The sequence below is a fragment of the Candidatus Flexifilum breve genome (assembly GCF_016713355.1).
Genome location: NZ_JADJPI010000035.1, coordinates 1,380,114 through 1,398,440 on the forward strand (window position 1 = coordinate 1,380,114; position 18,327 = coordinate 1,398,440).

At 59.9% G+C, this 18,327-nt stretch carries 12 protein-coding genes; 6 read left to right on the forward strand and 6 right to left on the reverse strand.

All coding sequences use genetic code 11. The annotated features are described in order from the left end of the window. Positions 1 to 3 precede the first annotated feature (3 nt). The 3 genes from IPK17_RS28870 to IPK17_RS28880 all read left to right on the forward strand — a co-directional run bounded on the left by IPK17_RS28870 (position 4) and on the right by IPK17_RS28880 (position 6,700). A complete protein-coding gene (locus IPK17_RS28870; protein WP_343421161.1) occupies positions 4 to 852 on the forward strand; it encodes a pre-peptidase C-terminal domain-containing protein in 849 nt (282 codons plus the stop codon). 237 nt (positions 853 to 1,089) lie between these two features. Next, positions 1,090 to 3,855 carry a PAS domain S-box protein gene (locus IPK17_RS28875; protein ID WP_343421162.1) on the forward strand — a complete coding sequence of 922 codons (2,766 nt, stop codon included), beginning with the start codon at positions 1,090 to 1,092 and terminating at the stop codon, positions 3,853 to 3,855. A gap of 112 nt (positions 3,856 to 3,967) precedes the next feature. Next, positions 3,968 to 6,700 (forward strand): hybrid sensor histidine kinase/response regulator, encoded by a 2,733-nt coding sequence (locus IPK17_RS28880; protein ID WP_343421163.1) that lies wholly within the window; start codon positions 3,968 to 3,970, stop codon positions 6,698 to 6,700. A gap of 59 nt (positions 6,701 to 6,759) precedes the next feature. On the opposite strand, the gene IPK17_RS28885 is transcribed toward IPK17_RS28880, so the two are convergent. The 6 genes from IPK17_RS28885 to IPK17_RS28910 form a co-directional block, all read right to left on the reverse strand. Beyond that, a complete protein-coding gene (locus IPK17_RS28885; protein ID WP_343421164.1) occupies positions 6,760 to 7,767 on the reverse strand; it encodes a succinylglutamate desuccinylase/aspartoacylase family protein in 1,008 nt (335 codons plus the stop codon). Between the two features lie 46 nt (positions 7,768 to 7,813). Beyond that, entirely contained in the window at positions 7,814 to 8,542 is a 729-nt protein-coding gene (locus IPK17_RS28890) for a GntR family transcriptional regulator (RefSeq protein WP_343421165.1), read from the reverse strand. Between the two features lie 121 nt (positions 8,543 to 8,663). Further along, complete coding sequence (locus IPK17_RS28895) at positions 8,664 to 8,906, reverse strand: hypothetical protein (protein WP_343421166.1); 243 nt, start codon at positions 8,904 to 8,906, stop codon at positions 8,664 to 8,666. Positions 8,907 to 9,008: 102 nt separating this feature from the next. Beyond that, positions 9,009 to 10,826, reverse strand: a complete 1,818-nt coding sequence (locus IPK17_RS28900; protein ID WP_343421167.1) for a MutS-related protein — start codon at positions 10,824 to 10,826, stop codon at positions 9,009 to 9,011. 39 nt (positions 10,827 to 10,865) lie between these two features. Next, positions 10,866 to 11,918, reverse strand: a complete 1,053-nt coding sequence (locus IPK17_RS28905; protein WP_343421168.1) for a LacI family DNA-binding transcriptional regulator — start codon at positions 11,916 to 11,918, stop codon at positions 10,866 to 10,868. A 10-nt stretch (positions 11,919 to 11,928) separates the two neighbouring features. Next, positions 11,929 to 14,097, reverse strand: a complete 2,169-nt coding sequence (locus tag IPK17_RS28910; RefSeq protein WP_343421169.1) for a glycoside hydrolase family 2 protein — start codon at positions 14,095 to 14,097, stop codon at positions 11,929 to 11,931. Between the two features lie 385 nt (positions 14,098 to 14,482). Between IPK17_RS28910 and IPK17_RS28915 the strand changes: the two genes are divergently transcribed. From IPK17_RS28915 to IPK17_RS28925, 3 genes are all read left to right on the forward strand, one after another. Beyond that, positions 14,483 to 15,691 carry a sugar ABC transporter substrate-binding protein gene (locus tag IPK17_RS28915; protein WP_343421170.1) on the forward strand — a complete coding sequence of 403 codons (1,209 nt, stop codon included), beginning with the start codon at positions 14,483 to 14,485 and terminating at the stop codon, positions 15,689 to 15,691. A gap of 139 nt (positions 15,692 to 15,830) precedes the next feature. Further along, on the forward strand, positions 15,831 to 17,375 hold the full coding sequence (locus IPK17_RS28920; RefSeq protein ID WP_343421171.1) for an ABC transporter permease subunit: 1,545 nt from the start codon (positions 15,831 to 15,833) through the stop codon (positions 17,373 to 17,375). Between the two features lie 2 nt (positions 17,376 to 17,377). Continuing rightward, the gene (locus IPK17_RS28925) at positions 17,378 to 18,283 is read left to right on the forward strand and encodes a sugar ABC transporter permease (protein WP_343421172.1); all 906 of its coding nucleotides are present in this window, start codon (positions 17,378 to 17,380) and stop codon (positions 18,281 to 18,283) included. The last annotated feature ends 44 nt before the right edge of the window (positions 18,284 to 18,327 follow it).

The window sequence follows — 18,327 nt, forward strand, 5'->3', positions numbered from 1 at the left end:
CACATGAAGTTTCTGAAACTGCTAACTGTTCTCCTTCTGATTATGTCTTTGGCCGTCTCAGCCGTAAGCGCGCAGAAAACCGAACCCACACCGGCTGTGGAAAGTGAAGGCGAAGGCATCACTCTGCCGATTCTGCTCGATGGCGATACCTACTCTGGAGCCTTCGACGGCTTTGTCACGGGTCAACTGCTGGGTTTCAACGGCAGTGCTGGCGACCAGGTGACGATCAGCATGGTGCAGACCGACGATGGCAGCACCCTTGATCCGCTGATTGTGCTGCTGGGTCAGGCCGGGGAAGTGCTGGCCTACGATGATGACAGCGGCAGCGTTTCACTGTCGTCGCTGATCGAAGACTTCGAACTCCCGTATGATGGCAGCTACTACATCGTCGCCACAACCTTCACCAACCTGAACACTGAAGAGGAACTCTTCGACCCGCATGCTTACGATATCTCGCTGAGCGGCAACACCGAACCCACGGGGCTCGAAGGCTACGAAGAGAACACCGTCTTCTTCCTGCGCGGTGAACTGCCCGTCGGCAACACGTCGGATGGCGAACTGATTACCAGCGAACCCGTCTATTTCATCACGTTCGAAGGGACTGAAGGCCAGTCACTCGACCTGACGCTCACCAGCGCTGATTTCGATCCCCTGCTCTACGTCTTTGACCCGAGCGGCGCGCGCATCAGCCTCAATGATGATGCGGATGGTCTGGATTCGGCGATCTCCGGTCTGGAACTGCAGCAGTCGGGCACCTACCTGCTGTTCGTCACGAGCTATGGTTACAACCACGCGTCCGACGGCGATTTCGACGCCGAAGGCATCTTCACGCTGTCCATTCTGGAAAGCTAAACGCAAGCTCGAACAGGGGTCGGTCAGGCAGTTTGGCGCTTCAACGCAGTGTGCCGACCCCACCCTCAACGCCTCCCCGGTTTCGGGGAGGCGAAACCGCCCCCAGCGCTCAAGCTTATGCCGCTATAAACGCACAGGTAACATTCCTCCGTGAAAATCACGAATATTAAGTTCGCATTTGCCCACTAGAATATAGAGGAGTGATTACAACACACGCTCGCGGCGTTGGAGTTAGGTATGTTGGTTGATGAGCGCACTTTGCAGCGCTGGAAACAATTCGCTTCCAGGCTTACGGCCCCGTCGGTCGATCTCAAAACGGCGGAACAGCGCCATCAGGCCCAGATCCTGGCCGCTTTTGCGCTCGCGCTGCTCGTAGCGCTCTTCATTGCCGCGCCTATCTGGATATTGACCTCGCCCGAATTCACAGCAGGCCGCATCATCTCCTTTGGGATGCTGCTGGCCTTCAGTGCCACGTACGGACTGAGTCGGTCGCGCTACTACACTTCGGGCGCGCTGATCCTCGTGTTTGCGATTTTCGGCATGGTCATTGCCGCCCTCAGCGCCACCGCGCCGACCATGGAAAAGATGACCGTGCTCAATTTCCTGATCTTCGCGGTCATCGTGGCGAGCCTCGGCCTGAACAGCACCGCCATTGCGCTGGTCACACTGGCGTGCCTCAGCATGATCAGCTACTACTTCTTTGTGCCCGAAATCCGCCTCGGCGTCACGTACGCCTATCTGGTCTTTTTCATACTGCTCACCATTATCGGCTGGATCACTATCGGCGCCATCAGCCGCAATCGCAAGCGTTTGCTGCTCAGCGAAGAACGCTATCGGAGCGCGATTGAAGCGAGCCTCGACGCGTTCTATCTCTTGAAGTGCGTGCGCGACGCGCAGGGTGCAATCAGCGACTTTGAGCTCCTCGAAGCGAATGAGAATGCCGCGCGCCAACTCTCAGCGCCGCGCGCGCAGCTCATCGGCGCCCGCCTGAGCCAACTGCTGCCTCACTACGCGCAAAGATTTCTGGAATCTTTCAAACAAGTGGTGCTCACAGGCAATCCGCTGGTTGAAGATTACCAAGTGCCAGCCGGGTTTGCCGCGGAAGGTTGGTATCACCAACAGGTCGTCCGGGTGGGCGACGGACTGGCCATCGTCAATCGCAATATTACGGCGGCCAAACAGGCGGAACAGGCGCTGCGCCACAGCGAAACCAATTTGCGCACGCTGTTCGACAGTATCAATGACTTCATCTTCGTGCTCGATAAGCAGGGCAACATCATCGAGATCAACCAGACGGTGAGCAAACGTCTCGGCTACACACCAGAAGAGTTGATCGGCCAATCGGTGCTGACCGTACATCCCGCCGCGCGCCGCGACGAAGCCGCCGAAATTGTCACGGCGATGCTGGCGGGTGTGCGTACCCATTGCCCGGTTCCCATCGAAACCAAAACGCACGAGCTGATCCCGGTCGAAACCACGATCACGCAAGGTCTCTGGAATGGTGAACCCGCGCTGTTTGGTGTGACTAAAGACATCTCCGCGCTCAAACTTTCCGAAGAGAAGTTTGCCGCCGTGTTTCAGGCTAATCCGGCCATCGCTGGCCTGAGCAAGGTCGCCACCGGGGAATACGTCGAGGTGAACCAAGCGTTCTGCGATAAGCTCGGTTTCACCCTCGACGAAGTGATCGGGCGTAAATCGACGGACGTTGTGCGCCTCGACCCAGTTTACCGGCAGAAGGTCATTGACAAGCTGAACCGCGATGGGTATGTGCAGGATGAGGAAGCCGTCATCTACACTCGCGCTGGCCGTCCAATTGCGGTGCTCATGTCGGCGCAGATCCTGCATTTGCAGGGCGAAGCCTACAACTATACGACCGCCGTCGACATCACTGAACGCAAGCAGGTCGAGGAAGCACTGCGCGAGAGCCACGCGCGCTATCAAGCGCTGTTGAACGCGCTGCCGGATCTCGTGTTTCGGTATTCGAGGGATGGCACGTATCTGGATTACCATGCAGGCACTCCCAGCGATCTACTGCTGCAACCCGACCGTTTCCTCGGTCGAAACATGGCGGAAATACTGCCGCCAGCGCTGGTCGAACAGCACATGCACTTCACTGAACGCCTACTTACAACCGGTGAACAGCAGATGTTCCAGTACACCCTCACCATCCACGGTGAAGAGCAGGACTTTGAAGTCCGGATTGTGAGCTACCGGAACGATGAAGTGATCTCGATTGTCCGCAACATTACGCAGTTGAAGCGCGCGCAGCGGCAGGAGTTCGAACTCGCGCTGGAACGCGAACGGCGCCAACTGCTCACCTCTTTCATCCGGGATGCGACGCACGAGTTTCGCACACCGCTCGCGACCATCAGTTCCAGCGCGTATCTGCTCTACCGAGCGCCGGATCCTGACCAACGGCAGGAGAAACGCGCGCAAATCGAGCGGGAGATTGAACGCCTCATTCAGCTGCTCGACATGCTGGTCCTGATGACCCGGCTGGAAAATCTAGATGAACTGCCGTTCGACGAAACAGACTTGAACGACGAACTGGAGCGGTTGTGCATGGGCCGTCCGCTCGTGCCGGGCAAACGTCAGACTTTCCATCTCGACCTCCAGCCAGATCTGCCCACGATTTCCGGTAATTCGACCTATCTTGAGCACGCCTTCCGGCAGATCTTCGAAAACGCGGTGCGTTTCACGCCCAACGAGGGCGACATCTTCGTCACCAGCCGCCTGATCAACCAGCACATTGTCATTGAAGTGCGCGATACCGGACCAGGCATCGAATCCGACCATCTGCCGCACATCTTCAAGACCTTCTGGCGACAGGATAACGCCCACAGTACGCCCGGCTTTGGTCTGGGCTTACCCATCGCGCACAAAATCATTCAACTGCACCGCGGTGAAATCACTGTACAAAGCCGGGTCGGTCAGGGGACAACTTTCAGCATCAGTCTGCCGATTGTCACCAGTGGCGCCCGCCGCCATACCGAGTTCAGATAGACTGTGTTACAGTTGCAGGCTCGTGCCACATGAGGTTATTCGCGCCAACACCAGCGGTAGCAGTCGCTATTTCGTCAACGGTCCACAGCATCAGCTCATAGAAACGACACCGATGACCACTTCTTCGTACCACCCCAGCGCACAACCGTCCCTCCTCTTCGTAGGCACGGCGCTTACGTCGTCCGATTTCGCCGAACGTCTGCGGCATACCTTGAGCAGCGGCTTCTTCGGCCAGTCCGCCGCCTCGCTGGAGGATGCCGTGCGCCACCTCCGCCAACGCACCTGGTCACTAGTCATCTGTGAATGTGCGGGGATCTCGGCATCCAACGCCCTCGATACCCTACGGCTGATCAAGCGGCTGCAGCCGCACGCCCCTGTGCTGTTCGTCAGCTCGGGCGCGCTGACCGCCCACGCTGTGACAGCACTGATGCGCGCAGGCGCGGCGGGCGTCGTCGAGGCAAGCGACCTGCCGTACCTGGTGGAACTCATCATCGAAGAACTGCGAGCTCCCCAACCTACCGCCCCGAAGCCCAAATCCACGTCGCTCTTGCCCTCAGCCGAGCATGATGTGAATGTCGAACTCGCCGAGGTGCTGGACTCGATGCAGGACGCCTTGATGTGCTTCTCGCTGCCAGATCATCAGGTCATCTTTGCGAGTGGCTCAGTTGAGGATGTTTTCGGCTATCCGCTGGCGCGTTTCCTTGATGACCGTTCGTTCTACAGGCAAATCGTGCATCCGGATGATTTCGAACTGGCGCTCACGGCCATGCAGCGCGGGCTGCGGGACGGCTTCACCGAAGTTGATCACCGGGTGGTGCGATCAGATGGTAGTATCCGCTGGCTGCATCGCCGGATGTGGCTCAACTACAATGCGCACGGCCAACCGATTCGCATCAACGACAATGCGCGCGACATCACCGAGCGTAAGCTGGCCGAAACCGCCCTGCGCGCCAGTGAGGAGAAGTACCGCAGCTTAATCGAAAGTTCCGACTCCGCCATTGCCCTCTACGATGCGCAGGGGACCGTCCTCTATGCGAATCAGATTGCCGCTTCCAGCCTCCAACTGACGCCCGAGACCATTGTCGGTCGGCGCATGCATGACCTGTTTCCGCTCCCCGTCGCAGATGCCCAGCTCAGCGGCATCCAACAGGTGATCAACACGGGCTTTGGCTATGTGTCGGAACGCCCAAGCCAGGTCAGCGGGGAAATGCGCTGGTTTCGCACGAGCGTGCAGCCCGTGCGCGATGCGAACGGACTCACGACCGCCGCGATTATCAACGCCAGCGATATCACCCAGATCAAGAATTCGGAAGAAGCGCTGCGGCAAAGCGAAGCCTATCTCCGCTCCCTCGTCAATTCGGCGACGGCCTACAATCTGCGCGTCGATGTGCAGGGCAACATCAACTACTGCAACGAGCGCTTCCGCCAGCAGTTCGCGTGGATCGCCCCAACGCTGATCGGCCTGTCACCGCTGGTCATGGTTCACAGCATCGACCACGAAACGGTGATGCGCGCCGTTCGCGAAAGCCTGCACATCACCGGTAAGCCAGTTCAACTGGAAATCCGGATGCGAACGCCAGACGACAGCACCCTGTGGACGCACTGGGAATTCAGCGCTGTCCCCGGGCTGAACAGCCATTTTCAGGAGATCAACTGCGTCGGGTTCGATATTTCCCGCCAGAAACAAGCCGAAGCAGCCCTGCAGGAGGCCAATCAGCAGCTTGAGGCGCGCGTCGCCGAACGGACGGCGCAGCTTCAGCACACCACCGACCGCATCGCAGCCATCATCGATCACAGCGGTGACAGCATTGTCCTGATCAACATAGACCACGGGATTCAGCAGGCCAATCATGCGTTTGATACACTGCTGGGCCTCACGGAAGCCGACTATCTGGATCGCCAGCTTTCGGCCTTCTTCCAGACGGGCACGGGTGGCGAACTCGATGCCATCCTGCGGGCAGCCGCGGACAACCATGAGACGCTGCGCATCGAAACGCAGGTCAATCCCGCGCACAATCAACCTCGGCTGGTCGAGATCAGCATTGCGCCAGTGAATCGTTCGACCGCGGCGGTGCAGAATCTCGTGTGCATCATCCGCGACATCACCGAACGTAAACACGCGGAAGAAAGTATGCGGCAGACTCTGGCGCGAGAGAAAGAACTCGGCGCACTGAAATCGCGCTTCGTCTCGATGGCATCGCACGAGTTTCGCACCCCATTGGCGTCCATTCTTGCGACGACCGAGACGCTCATGCTCTATCGCGATCGCTTGGACGCCGACAAGATCAACGAGCGGCTCAAACGCATCCGCACGCAGGTCGCCCATATGACCGGGATTGTGGATGACGTGCTCCAACTATCGCGCATTCAAACGGGACGCGTAAAGTTCGTGCCGCAGCCCGGCGACCTCTGTCACCTGTGTGTGAACATCATCACCGAATTTGCCAGTCAGCCGGAGTATCACGGACGGTTGGTCTATGCGTGCACTGAACCGAGCATCCGGACGCAGTTCGATGAGCGCCTGCTGCGTCAGGCCATCAGCAACCTCGTACACAACGCGCTGAAGTACTCGCCGAACGGCCGCCCGGTGCGCCTCCGGCTCGACCGCATCGTTGATTATGTCACGCTGTGCGTCACCGATGAAGGCATCGGCATTCCGGAAGAAGATCAGGCGCGGCTCTTTGACCCCTTCCATCGCGCGGGCAACGTCGGCTCGATCTCAGGGACAGGTTTAGGTTTGAGCATCGCCAAAGAAGCGATTGAGCTGCATAACGGGTCGATCGCACTGGAGAGTCAGATCAACATGGGGACGACCTTCACGGTGACGCTGCCCATCATCAAGTAGAAATCATTCGGAGTCGATAAGACCCGGGCAACCAGCATGGCCTGCCCGGGTCTTTGCGGTTAGCTGCGCTGCGGAATCAGGTTGTCGACCGTCTGCTCGATCACGCCAAAAAAGCAGCACCACTGCCCTTCCAGCACCGATGGTCGCGACCGTAGGCCGAAGATCACACCATCGCGCGGCGCTTTCAGTTCCGCGATCACATCGCCATACAAGTCATAGATTTGCCCGATTAACGTCCCCGCCGGGATCGTCGTCTCGAATGGCAGTTGCGGGTTACCGACGAACATGCCCGTCGCGGGCGCGAGCAGCGCGATCTGGAAGCCCATGCGCCACGTCGGCGCATAGGCCGCCGCCCCAGCGATCATGCCGTAGTGGCGCAGCACGTTGAGATACCCCGCCGCGAGATCATCGGCGACTGTGTGGAAATCGCTCGTCAGAGTGCGGCAGTTACCGCCCAATTCGACGGTGATGCCGCCCTTACCCAACGCGCCCAACTGCGAACTCGGGTTGCCGCCCCCGGTCGGACTGCGGAATACCAACGACCAGTTCGGCCCCATCGCCGCCGCCAGTTCGAGACTCACGGCATTGTCCGACGCGAAGATCATATGCGCGAGATACGAGTGTTCGCCGCCAGAATGAATGGCGATTTGCAAATCGCAGTTGTCCTTCATCGCCTGCCAGTGCGCCCACGCGATGCGATCTGTCGTGTAGCCGTCGGCCTTGCCGGGATAAATGCGATTCATGTCATACGAGAACGTGTCGAGCGGATCGCCGCGCGTGCCCGCTGTGAACGCCTGCACATTCATCGCCGGGACAGCCACTACCGTCCCGCGCATCGTCAGCGGATCGAGCTGCGCCAGCGTCTTGAAGATCGAAAACGCACCTTCCGGCTCGTCGCCGTGGGTCGCGCCGTTCAACCACAGAATCGGCCCATCTTCGCTCCCCCGGTAGACGATGATCGGAATTTCGCGCTGCCGCGCATACATATCACCGCCAATCGGAATGCCGCCACGCTTCGCCTCACCGGGCATCACGGACACGTTGCCTATGATCAAAGGCGCTGCCATGTTCTGTCTCTCTCCTGCTGAAGGGTTCAATAAAGTCAGCGAGTCGTCACGACGACTCGGTATTCGCTCCGTTTTTAGAGGCGGCGTCGCCGTCGTCATCCCAGTGCTCGGCGATGAAGTCGCCCGTCAAGCCAATGTGATCGTGGATCAGCCGCACCGCTTCGTCCACCGCGCGCCGCTCGATCACGTCGACGATGCCGATGTGGTTGCGCGCGATCTGATGCAGATCGCCTTTGCTGCGATTGCGCAGTGACATCACCTGTCGCACGCGCAGGGAGACCGTGCTCCACAGCATCACCAGCAAATCGTTGCCACTCGATGCGACCAGCGTATCGTGAAAATACCGGTCGATCTGGTTGACAGCCCGCAGATCGCCTGCCTCCGCCGCTTCGAGCATCTCCGCGCAGATCATGCGCAGATCGGCGACGACCGCCGACGTATTTGCCGTTAGTATGATGTGTTTGATGGCAAATTCTTCCATCATGCTGCGTACGCTGTACAATTCTTCGATGTCCTTGCGTGACAGCGTCTTCACGGTCGTCCCGTGGTACGGCACCACCTCGACCAGCCCCTGCGTGCTGAGAATGTTGATGGCTTCCCGCAGCGGCGCGCGGCTCACGCCGAGCTGCGCCGCCAGTTCAGCTTCGACGAGGGTGTGCCCCGGTTTGAGTTCGCCATTCACGATGGCGGTGTGCAGCATGTCCAACACATGGTCGCGCAGCGGTTTGTTCTGGATCTGCGCCAGTGAAGGCACACCCGAAAGATTTTTCTGCAACGTTGTTAGTCCTTGAATAACAATTCGTAGGAGATTGTCGACTGTCGACTATCGACGAGGTCATTGTAGTCTTTGTCGTCGCCTTGTCAAGTCGATTTACAATCATCTTACATATATTCGACTAATCATGCATTAAGGGCGGCGCGCTGCGCTGCGGCCCGTTGCAATCGAGCGCTTGAGCAATCAACGTCGACGCTTGGCGGGTACGCCGCATGAAACGGGTCGGGTTCTTGCTGCAAGTCAAAAAAGATAAACTGGCAGAATACAAACAGCCCCGCAAAGCGGTCTGGCCGGAAATGCCGGCGGCGTACGGGCTGATGTTCGGCTTTTTTGAAGCCGCCGAGAACTTCGCAGCCTCGCTCACCGGCCGCCCCCGATCAGAACATGATCGAGCTGGACGAGGTCTTCCACACAAACTGAAGCCGCTTGGCTGGAATTCCCATGAAAGGTGCACGGCTGTGCGCCCCTACCCTCTATTTATCTCGCCGCTCTCTTCTATCGGCAGCCCCGCCAAGCGCATGATCTTGAGCGCGTTCGTCGTCGGGCACGGCCCCGGGCGCAGGTGATAATCGAAGATCATCGCCCCATCGACCACCTGCTCGCGGAAATGCGCGTTATGCACGCTCGGCAGTTCATCGGCGAGCTGCACCAGTTCGAGGTCATGCGTCGCGACCACGCCCAGCGCCGGTTGATCCGTCAGCGCGCGCAGATAGGATCGACTGCCGATCAGCCGTTCGCGGTTATTCGTCCCTTTGAAGATTTCGTCAATCAGGTAGAACAGCGGATAGGGTGATGGCATGTTAAGCGCATCCAGCAGCGCCCGCAGGCGCTTGACCTCCGCATAGAAGTAGGATACGCCCTCCGTCACCGAGTCGGTCACGCGGATGCAGGTGAACAGTCGAAATGGCGCGACGGTCAGCGCCGTCGCATCAACCACTCCGCCCGCGTACGCCATGCACAACGCGAGTCCCAGTGTGCGCAAAAACGAGCTTTTGCCCGCCATATTCGACCCGGTGATGATCACTAATTGGCCGCTGCCCGCCAACTGAAAATTATTGCGCACCTTAATATCGGCGCGAATGAGTGGATGCCCCAGCGCTGTTCCCTCGAAGCAGGGTTCCGTCGTCAGGTTCGGAAACACCGCCGCCGGGTGCCGATCGGCATAGGTCGCCAGCGCGCAGAGCGCCTCTAGTTCGAACCACACGTCCAACCACTGTGGCATGAGCCGCGCCAACCGACCGCGTACGCGATCCAGCCCCCACGCGACCAGCATGTCCCACGGCAGCACGAGGTTCAGCGGCAGCCACAGCACCGCGTTCGACCGCAGCCCGGCGGCGATCAGCACACGCCGGATGAGCGCGAGCTGCCGTGTCGGGCGGTTCTGCCGATCCAGAAATGGCGCGCACAGCGTCCGCAGCTCCGGCGATCCGCCCACGCGATCCGCTTCGAGAAACCGGAAGATCGCGTCCAACCGTTCGACCGTCTCGCGCGCCGCCAGCGCGTCGGCGAAAATATCACCCGCTCCGCGCAGCGCCAGCAGGTTTACGATGAAATACAGCGGGATAGTCACCTGCCACAGCGGCGGCAGCGCGCCGACTGCGTGCCCGACGAACAGCAGCGCATTGATCAGCGCCCATGCCAGCAAGCCGGTCAGGACACGGGAATGCACGCGATTCTGCCCGTCCAGCCAGCCGAGCGCGCGGGCGATCAGCGTTTTGCTGCCGCGCCCATACAGCGCCAGTTTGTCGCGGAACACAGGTAGATGTTTTAGCGCCTTGACCAGCGTCTGCCGCGCGCGAATCACGTCTGGCTCGGGCGTAGTGGTCAGCAGCCACCCGCGCAAACGGTCGCTGCCGTCACGGGTGGCCGTCGTATCCAAGAGGCGATGCAGGGAGATATCCCCTGTCACGTCGAGATCCAGGTCAAAGGGGTGTTCCGGCGACGCGGTGTGCGCCTGCGCGCGCGGCAGCGCCGCCCAATTGAGGGTCAGCCGCGCGCTGTGCTCAAGTTTAAGCTGGCGCCACGTTTGCCAGCGGCGGACGCCCTCATTCAGCCGGTTGTGCAGCGCCACCAACACGACGAACATCACCGCCACCGCCCCAGTGAGTACCCAATATGGCGTCGAATCGGGGAGGGTGAGCGCCAGCACCGCCGCGACCATCAGCGTAAAAGCGCTGATCACGCGGGCAGTCGAGTACCAGCGGCTGTATCGTTCCAACTGCTGCAGGCGCCGATCCAGGCGTTGGCGCTGCCGTTCAAGTGCTTGAAGACGCGTTGAGGTCATGCTCTCCCTCTGACTACGCGCCCTATTGTAGCAGACGGTTTACGGGGCGCGGTTGGCTCCGCACGATTCGCGGATAATCAGCTTGGTGGGCAGCATCGTCGAGACCTGCGACTGACCGGGGAACGCCTTCTGCGTTTGCAGCGACTGAATCGCCACCCGCGCCAGCATGTGCTTCGGGATATCGACCGTCGTGAGCGCGGGACGCACCATGCTCGCCAATTCAATATTGTCAATCGACACGACGGCGATATCTTCCGGCACGCGCAGCCCGTGGTCTTTGACGGCGGCAATCGCGCCGATGGCCGCTTCATCCGTTGCCGTGAAGATCGCCGTGAAGTCGACCCTGTCCTCTAGAAAGCGCGTGGTGATGTTGTAGGCCGACCCGGTTGGAGCGGAAGAGCCTTCGAGGAAGGCGATCAGCGTGGGATCAACGGGGAGATTGTGTTCCAGCAGCGCCTGTCGATGTCCCGTGACCCGCTGATCATTCAGACCAATGAACACGATGCGCTGATGCCCTAAGCCGATCAAGTGACTCATGGCCGTGTGCGCGGCGGCGGCGCGGTCAATACCGACCGTCGGCAAGTCGCGCACCATCTCTTCCAGACTCACGATGCTCGGAATGCGCGCCACCATTTGATCGAGCAGCGACTGATCCTTCTTGGCCTGCGGAATCAGCGACGGCAGAATGAGGATGAGCGATGAAATTTCCTGCTCGTGGATGTGCTTGTTGAAGAAGATCGGGTCGTGCAGCGCGTCCCAGTAAACCAGAAAGGTGATCTGCTGGTGCTGCTGGTAAGCGTAATCGTACAGCCCGGAGAGGATCATGTTGTAGTACGGGCGCTCGATCAGGTTATAGCCCTTGCCGCCCGTCACAATGCCGATGGCATTCTGCACGGCATCGCTGCCCTGCTTGAGCCGCTGTGCGAACTCGTTGGGGCGATACTCCAATTCGTTGATCGCCGCCAGCACACGCTGACGCGTCTCCTCGGAGACTTTGCGCGGGCCATTGTTGAGCACATAGGACACCACCGAGCGTGAGACCCCCGCCCGCCGCGCCACGTCCTCTTGTGTCACTGGAGTTTGTTCCGTCATCGTTGACCGCTTAGTCGCTGATGTTCAGCGTGATTTGGCTTTCTGGTAAATCGTCGGCTGTCGCGCGGATGATCACCTGCCCGCTCGTCCGCCGTGCCTTGACGAAGCACGCGCCCTGTCCACCCAGCAGCACGAGCGGGTTCGCGCCGATGAGATCGGCCTCGCCCGTCACTGTGAAGGTGACGAGGCGCGTTTGATACGGTAGCACATTACCATATTTGTCCACAACTTGCACGGCGATGCGCGCCATGTCCGCGCCATCCGCGCGTAGGCACTCGGTGTGCGTCCACAGGCGCAGCGCGACTGGCACGTGCCCCGCGTCAATTTTCTGCGCGGCGACCGCGACGCCGTTCAGGTAGCCGCGCACCGTCAAATCGCGGAACCGCGTGCCCCACGGGTTATACGGTTCCGGCCAGCGCAGCGTAAACGGCGGATGCGTGAGGTGTGGGTAGTGTTCCACATCTGGACGCAAACGCCCCTGCGCTTCGTCGCCGATCCACACCTCGATCTCGTCGCAGTTACTGAAGATTGTCAGCGGGTTGTTGCCGCCGCCGTTTCGGTCGCCCATCGTCCAGTTGGTCGCCGCGTGCAGCACGATCTCGGCAGCGGGATCTTTCTGGCTGCGATAGAAATGCGCCGCCAACTTCGGCAAACGGTACATGTCCATCACGCCGTGGTAGCAGATGCGGTCGCCGGAGCCGAACTCTTTATGCGTGTGATAGTCGAACGCGCACCAGCCAATCGCCCCGGCGATGTCCGGGTGTCCCCGCTGCAAGTTGTGCTTGCGGGCATGCTGCAGCGCATGCTCGACGCGCCGCTCTTCGTGATCCCAGGTTTTGGTCGGGAACATGTGCCCGACAAACTCGGTCACGAGGTGCGGGCGCACGCGCGGCTGCTGCACGCCCGGCGGAAAGTCGTTCAACGTGAACACATCTTCGAGGAAATTACTGTCCAGAAACGTCCGCACGCCGCCCGTCGGTCGCGTGGGGTCAAGCGAGCGCGCCAGTGCGTTGGTCGCCTGATAGAAGGCGTCATCATCCGGCGACTCGTTGATGCGGACGCCCCACAGGATGATCGCCGGATGATGGCGGTCGCGTTCGATCATCGCGTGCAGGTCGCACAACGCCAACTGCTGCCATGTCGCATCGCCGATGTGCTGCCAGCCCGCCAGTTCTTCAAAGACCAGCAAGCCGATCTCATCGCAGCGGTTGAGGAAGTGCGGCGACTGCGGGTAATGCGACGTGCGCACGATATTGCAGCCCAACTCGTGTTTGAGGATGTCCGCATCCAGCACCTGTAAGCGCGCAGGCGCCGCCGCGCCGATGTATGGGTACGTCTGGTGGCGGTTGAGGCCAAACAGCTTGAGCGGCTGACCGTTCAAATAAAACTGACCATCCGGGGAGAATTCGGCGCTGCGAAAACCGAAGCGCGTTGCCAACTGATCCACAGCCTTTGCGCTTGCATACAACGTGACCGTGAGCGTGTACAGCGTCGACTGCTCCAGCGTCCACAGCGCGATCCCGTCGAGTGCAGGGAACGTCAGCGTAAACGCCGCGCTCGACACAGTAGTCTGATGAACGGCGATAACTTGCCCCTGCGCATCCGTCAACGCCGCTTCGACGCGCAGCCCGTCCGACCACTCCGCGAGGCGCATATCGCACTCCAATCCCGGCGCGGTCAGCACGTTCCGCGGACGCGGAAACACGCTGGTGATATGGCACGGATCGACCATGCGCAGCGTCACTTCGCGGTACAGCCCGCCGAACGTCAGGTAATCAACCTGCCCGCCGAAGGGCGGCACGTCGGGCGACTCAGTCGCGTCGACGTACACGGTCAGCAGGTTCTCGCCGACACGTACATGCCGCGTGATCTCGAACGAGAACGGTGTATACCCGCCCTTGTGCTCGCCAACCAACACACCGTTGACGTAGACCGTGCTTACCAGCAGCGCGCCATCGAAATCAACGAACACCTGCTGCCCCGCCGTGACCTCCGGCAGCATGAAGCACCGGCGATACGTCGAGACAAACTGATAGTCCGCGTTGTCGACGGATAAGCGTGTGAACAGCTTGTTGCTGTGCGGCAGAGTGACAGGCGTGAAGTGGTCGTCCGACGCGTCGAGGGGCAGCGCGACCGGGGCAAACCACCAATCCTGATTGAGAGGGTGCAGAATTCGCATGCTGAAGTCCTGAAAGGGTGCTGGAAAAGGTCTTTTTCGTAATGTGAGTTAGGGATAAGGTGATCAGATAGCGCTCTGTATCGAACTCATCCCCCTCACCCCTGCCCCCTCTCCCACGCAAGCGGGGAGAGGGGGGATCTGTCTCCCCTCCCTGAATTCGGGGAGGGGCCGGGGGTGGGGTCGGATACGAATGGCAGTCACGTAGCAGTAATTACAGACGGCCGTTTTATCCCTAACTGACGTTTTCATAAGTCATTCGAACTGCTTGACTTTTAAAACAAGTCAAGTCTATACTAAATCAACATGAGTAGTCAACACGTGTTGACAAGCAAATATTGCGCAGGTTTGATCAACAACGTGTGCCTTTTTTGAGGAGATCAACAGGATGACGAAGTTTGTTTTTCTCGCTAGCCGCCTATTCGTTTTGCTGTTCGTCGTCGCGCTGTGCAGCAGCGTGGCCGCCCAAGACACGCAGTTGACACTATGGGTCTATGATGACGGCCGTCTGGAAGTGCTCACGCAGCTCGGCGCGGACTTTGAAGCCGAATACGGCGTCCCGGTGGTCGTCGAGGTCGTCGACCTGAGCGAAATCCGCAACGCCATGACCCTCGGCGCAGCTTCCGGCGAAGGTCCGGACATGATCATCATTCCGCATGACAACCTCGGCCCGATTGTCGAAAACGGCGCGGCCTTCCCGATTGACCTCGGCGACAAAGCGGCGAGCTTCCTGCCCGCATCGGTCGATGCCTTCACCTATGACGGCCAACTCTACGGCGTGCCGCTCGCGGTCGAAAACATTGGCTTCTTCCGCAACACTGACCTCGTGCCGGACGCTCCAGCAACATGGGATGAAGTTGCCAGCGTGGGCGCGGAACTGCTCGACAGCGGCGCAGTCGACTCGGTCATTGGCCTGCCCGACCTCACCTACAACACCTACCCGCTCTTCACGTCTTTCGGCGGCTACATCTTTGGGCGCGACGCCGACGGCAACTTCACGACCGACGACATCGGCCTGAACAACGAAGGCATGGTCGCGGGTTTGACGTGGGTTCAGCAGATGATCGACGACGGCGCAGTCTCGGAAAACGTGGACTGGGAAGCCTCGCACGTTCAGTTTGAAACCGGGCGCTCGGCCTTCATCATGACCGGCCCGTGGGCGATCAACCGCTTCGAGACCGCTGGCGTCCCCTACGCGATCTCGGCGTTCCCGGCGGCGGAAGCAGGTGGCGAGCCCGGTTATCCGTTCCTCGGCGTGCAGGGTCTGGTGATCAACGCCAACAAGGACAACGCGGTGCTGGCGCAGGTCTTCGCGGTTGATTTCCTCGCCACTGAAGAACACTTCCAGGCCATCTTCGACGCCGAACCGCGTCCGTCGGCGTGGCAGTCGATCTTCGAAAGCGCGACTGACCCGAACACCGCTGGCTTCAACGCGGCGGGCATCAGCGCGCAGCCGATGCCGTCCATCCCGGCGATGGGCTATGTGTGGGATGCGTGGGTGAATGCGGGCGCACTGGTCGCTCAGGGCGAACTCGAACCGCAGGCGGCGCTGGATGGCGCAGTCGAACAAATTCTCGCGCAGGTTGAAGGGTCATAACCTCCTCTGGTTTCAGATTGTCGGGGTGCACGGTCGTGCGCCCCGACGTTCAATAAATACGCCATAATCAACCCGAGGCGCACCCCATGCGCCCCGTCGAACAAAATCGTTCTCCTTTTTTGATTGCGAGTTCGCCTCTATGAATAAAGTCTCGCTGCTGATTCCGAGAACCACCTACAGCCTGCATCTCGTGCTGCTGGGCGCATTCCTCGCCGGGATGCTGTGGCTGATCACGCGTTTCATCGCGGATGGGCTGTTTCCGCTGGCCTCCGCCCTGAGCGCGATGGCCGTGTTTCTGGCGCTGGTCTTCACGCGACGACAGTTCACGCCGCTGCGCTGGCTAGCGATTGGCATTTCGCTGGCGCTGCTGTTCACGCTCTACCCCCTGCTCTACACCCTCTACCTGAGCGTGACCAACATGGGCAGCGGCCACCTGATGTCCAAGCAGCAGGCGATCTCGCGCCTCGAAACCGAACTGTATCTCGCGGACGGCGGCCAGACCTATCAGTGGGCGGCGTTCACGGCGACCGATGGCTCCTACGCGTTGTGGTTGATCGACAGTGACGGCAACGGCGCGCTGGCTGTGCCCGGTCAACCGCTGCAACCTGCTCCGGCGGGCGTCGGCGAACTCGACGAGAACGGCATCCCGGCCACACTGGACGGTTACGAGCGTCTCCCGGTCAATCGCACCGTGCCGATCATCAGCCAGTTGAGCGCCATCGACTTCGGCGCGCCGCCCGATACGGTACGCATCCGGTCACTGCGCGAAGCGGCCGCCTTACAGCCCAAATACCACTACGATGCTGCCCAAGATGCCATCCTCGATCAGGAAACAGGGACGATCTACCGCCCCGTTGAAGGCACGTTCACATCGGACGAAGGCGAAACTCTGCCCATTGGCTACATCGAATTCATCGGCTTTCGCCACTTTCAGGACTTCCTCGGCAATCCCGGTTTCCGCGAACCGCTGCTCCGCATGCTCATCTGGAACATCCTGTTCGCCTTCAATTCGGTGTTCATCAGCTTCGTCGTCGGCCTCGTCGTGACGCTGCTGTTTGAGAATCTACCCGGCAAGCGCATTATCCGCGCGCTGCTCATCATCCCGTGGCCGATTCCCGTGCTCATCTCCATCCTGATCTGGCGCAGCATGCTCAACCCAGATCTCGGTTTTGTCGCCCCCGTGCTGGAAGCGATTTTCGGCAGTTCGCCCGCGTGGTTTCAGAACCCATTCTGGACGCGCTTTGCGGTCGTCATGGTCAACGTGTGGCTGTCCTACCCGTATTTCTATGTAATCTCCGCCGGCGCGATTCGCTCGATTCCCAGTGAAATCTACGATGCGGCGGTCGTCGATGGCGCGGGCGGCTGGAGCAAGCTGTATAACATCACGCTGCCACTGCTGTTGCGCATCGTCATGCCGCTGTTGATCGCGTCGTTCACGTTCAACTTCAACAACTTCAACGTGATCTACATCTTCAACTACGGCAACCCGCCGATGGCGAATACCATTGTGCCGATGGGGCACACTGACATCCTGATCTCATTTGTGTACCGTCTGGCCTTCGTCACCTCCAACGTGACCGATTACGGCCTCGCCGCCGCCATCACGGTGATGTTGTTCGTGCTGGTCGTCGGATTGGTGCTCATCCAGATGCGCTTTACGAATGTCTTCAAGGAGGCGGAATAACCATGACGCACGTGCGCGACTATCCCACTACCCGCCGCCAACCTGTCAAGCTGCCCGAACCGCGCAAGCTGCTCGGCTATGTGCTGCGTTACGCCGTCGCCATCATTCTGATCCTGTTCGCGGTCATCCCCGCGCTGTGGGTCGTATCGGCCTCGCTCAACCCGGCCAAATCGCTGATCGGCGGCACCTTTTTCCCGCAAAACCCCGGCCTGATCAACTATGAAGAACTCATCACCAATGAATTCTTCCCTTACCTGACATGGCTGCTGAACTCGCTCAAAATCGCCACCATCTCCACGCTGCTGACTGTCTTCCTGACGTGCCTCGCGGGGTATACGCTCTCGCGCTTCCGCTTCAAGGGGCGCAAGGCCTTCATGAACGCGATCCTCATCCTGAACGTCTTCCCGTCGATTCTGGGCATGGTCGCCATTTTCTCCATGCTCCAGCAGTTGGGCATGTACGTAGAGGCGCTCGGACTCGACACACACACCGCGCTGATCTGCATCTACGTCGCCGGGTCAATGGGCATCAACGTGCTGCTCGTCAAAGCCTACATCGACAGCATCCCCATTGAACTGGACGAATCGGCGCTGGTGGACGGCGCGACGCCGTGGCAAACGTTTCGGCACATCATCCTGCCCATCATGACGCCCATCGTCATCACCATTGGCGTGCTGACCTTCATCGCCAGCTACGGCGACTTTGTGATCGCGCGCGTGCTGCTCAAAAGCTCGGACAACCTCACGGTGATGGTCGGCTTGCAGTTGTTCCAGACCGACCGTTTCGATCAGGACTTCGGCATGATCACGGCGGGCGCGGTACTGGCGGCCATCCCCATCATCCTGATCTACATCCCGCTGCAAAAATACGTGATCGACGGGCTGACCGCTGGTTCGGTCAAGGGGTAATGCATATGAATGAGGCGAAAACAAGCGAATCGTGCCGACCCCAC

Excerpts from the sequence above, each read along its gene's own strand:
- IPK17_RS28870 (WP_343421161.1), top strand. The coding sequence starts at position 4 with ATGAAGTTTCTGAAACTGCTAACTGTTCTCCTTCTGATTATGTCTTTG.
- IPK17_RS28875 (WP_343421162.1), top strand. The coding sequence starts at position 1,090 with ATGTTGGTTGATGAGCGCACTTTGCAGCGCTGGAAACAATTCGCTTCC.
- IPK17_RS28880 (WP_343421163.1), top strand. The coding sequence starts at position 3,968 with ATGACCACTTCTTCGTACCACCCCAGCGCACAACCGTCCCTCCTCTTC.
- IPK17_RS28885 (WP_343421164.1), bottom strand. The coding sequence starts at position 7,767 with ATGGCAGCGCCTTTGATCATAGGCAACGTGTCCGTGATGCCCGGTGAG.
- IPK17_RS28900 (WP_343421167.1), bottom strand. The coding sequence starts at position 10,826 with ATGACCTCAACGCGTCTTCAAGCACTTGAACGGCAGCGCCAACGCCTG.
- IPK17_RS28905 (WP_343421168.1), bottom strand. The coding sequence starts at position 11,918 with ATGACGGAACAAACTCCAGTGACACAAGAGGACGTGGCGCGGCGGGCG.
- IPK17_RS28910 (WP_343421169.1), bottom strand. The coding sequence starts at position 14,097 with ATGCGAATTCTGCACCCTCTCAATCAGGATTGGTGGTTTGCCCCGGTC.
- IPK17_RS28915 (WP_343421170.1), top strand. The coding sequence starts at position 14,483 with ATGACGAAGTTTGTTTTTCTCGCTAGCCGCCTATTCGTTTTGCTGTTC.
- IPK17_RS28920 (WP_343421171.1), top strand. The coding sequence starts at position 15,831 with ATGAATAAAGTCTCGCTGCTGATTCCGAGAACCACCTACAGCCTGCAT.
- IPK17_RS28925 (WP_343421172.1), top strand. The coding sequence starts at position 17,378 with ATGACGCACGTGCGCGACTATCCCACTACCCGCCGCCAACCTGTCAAG.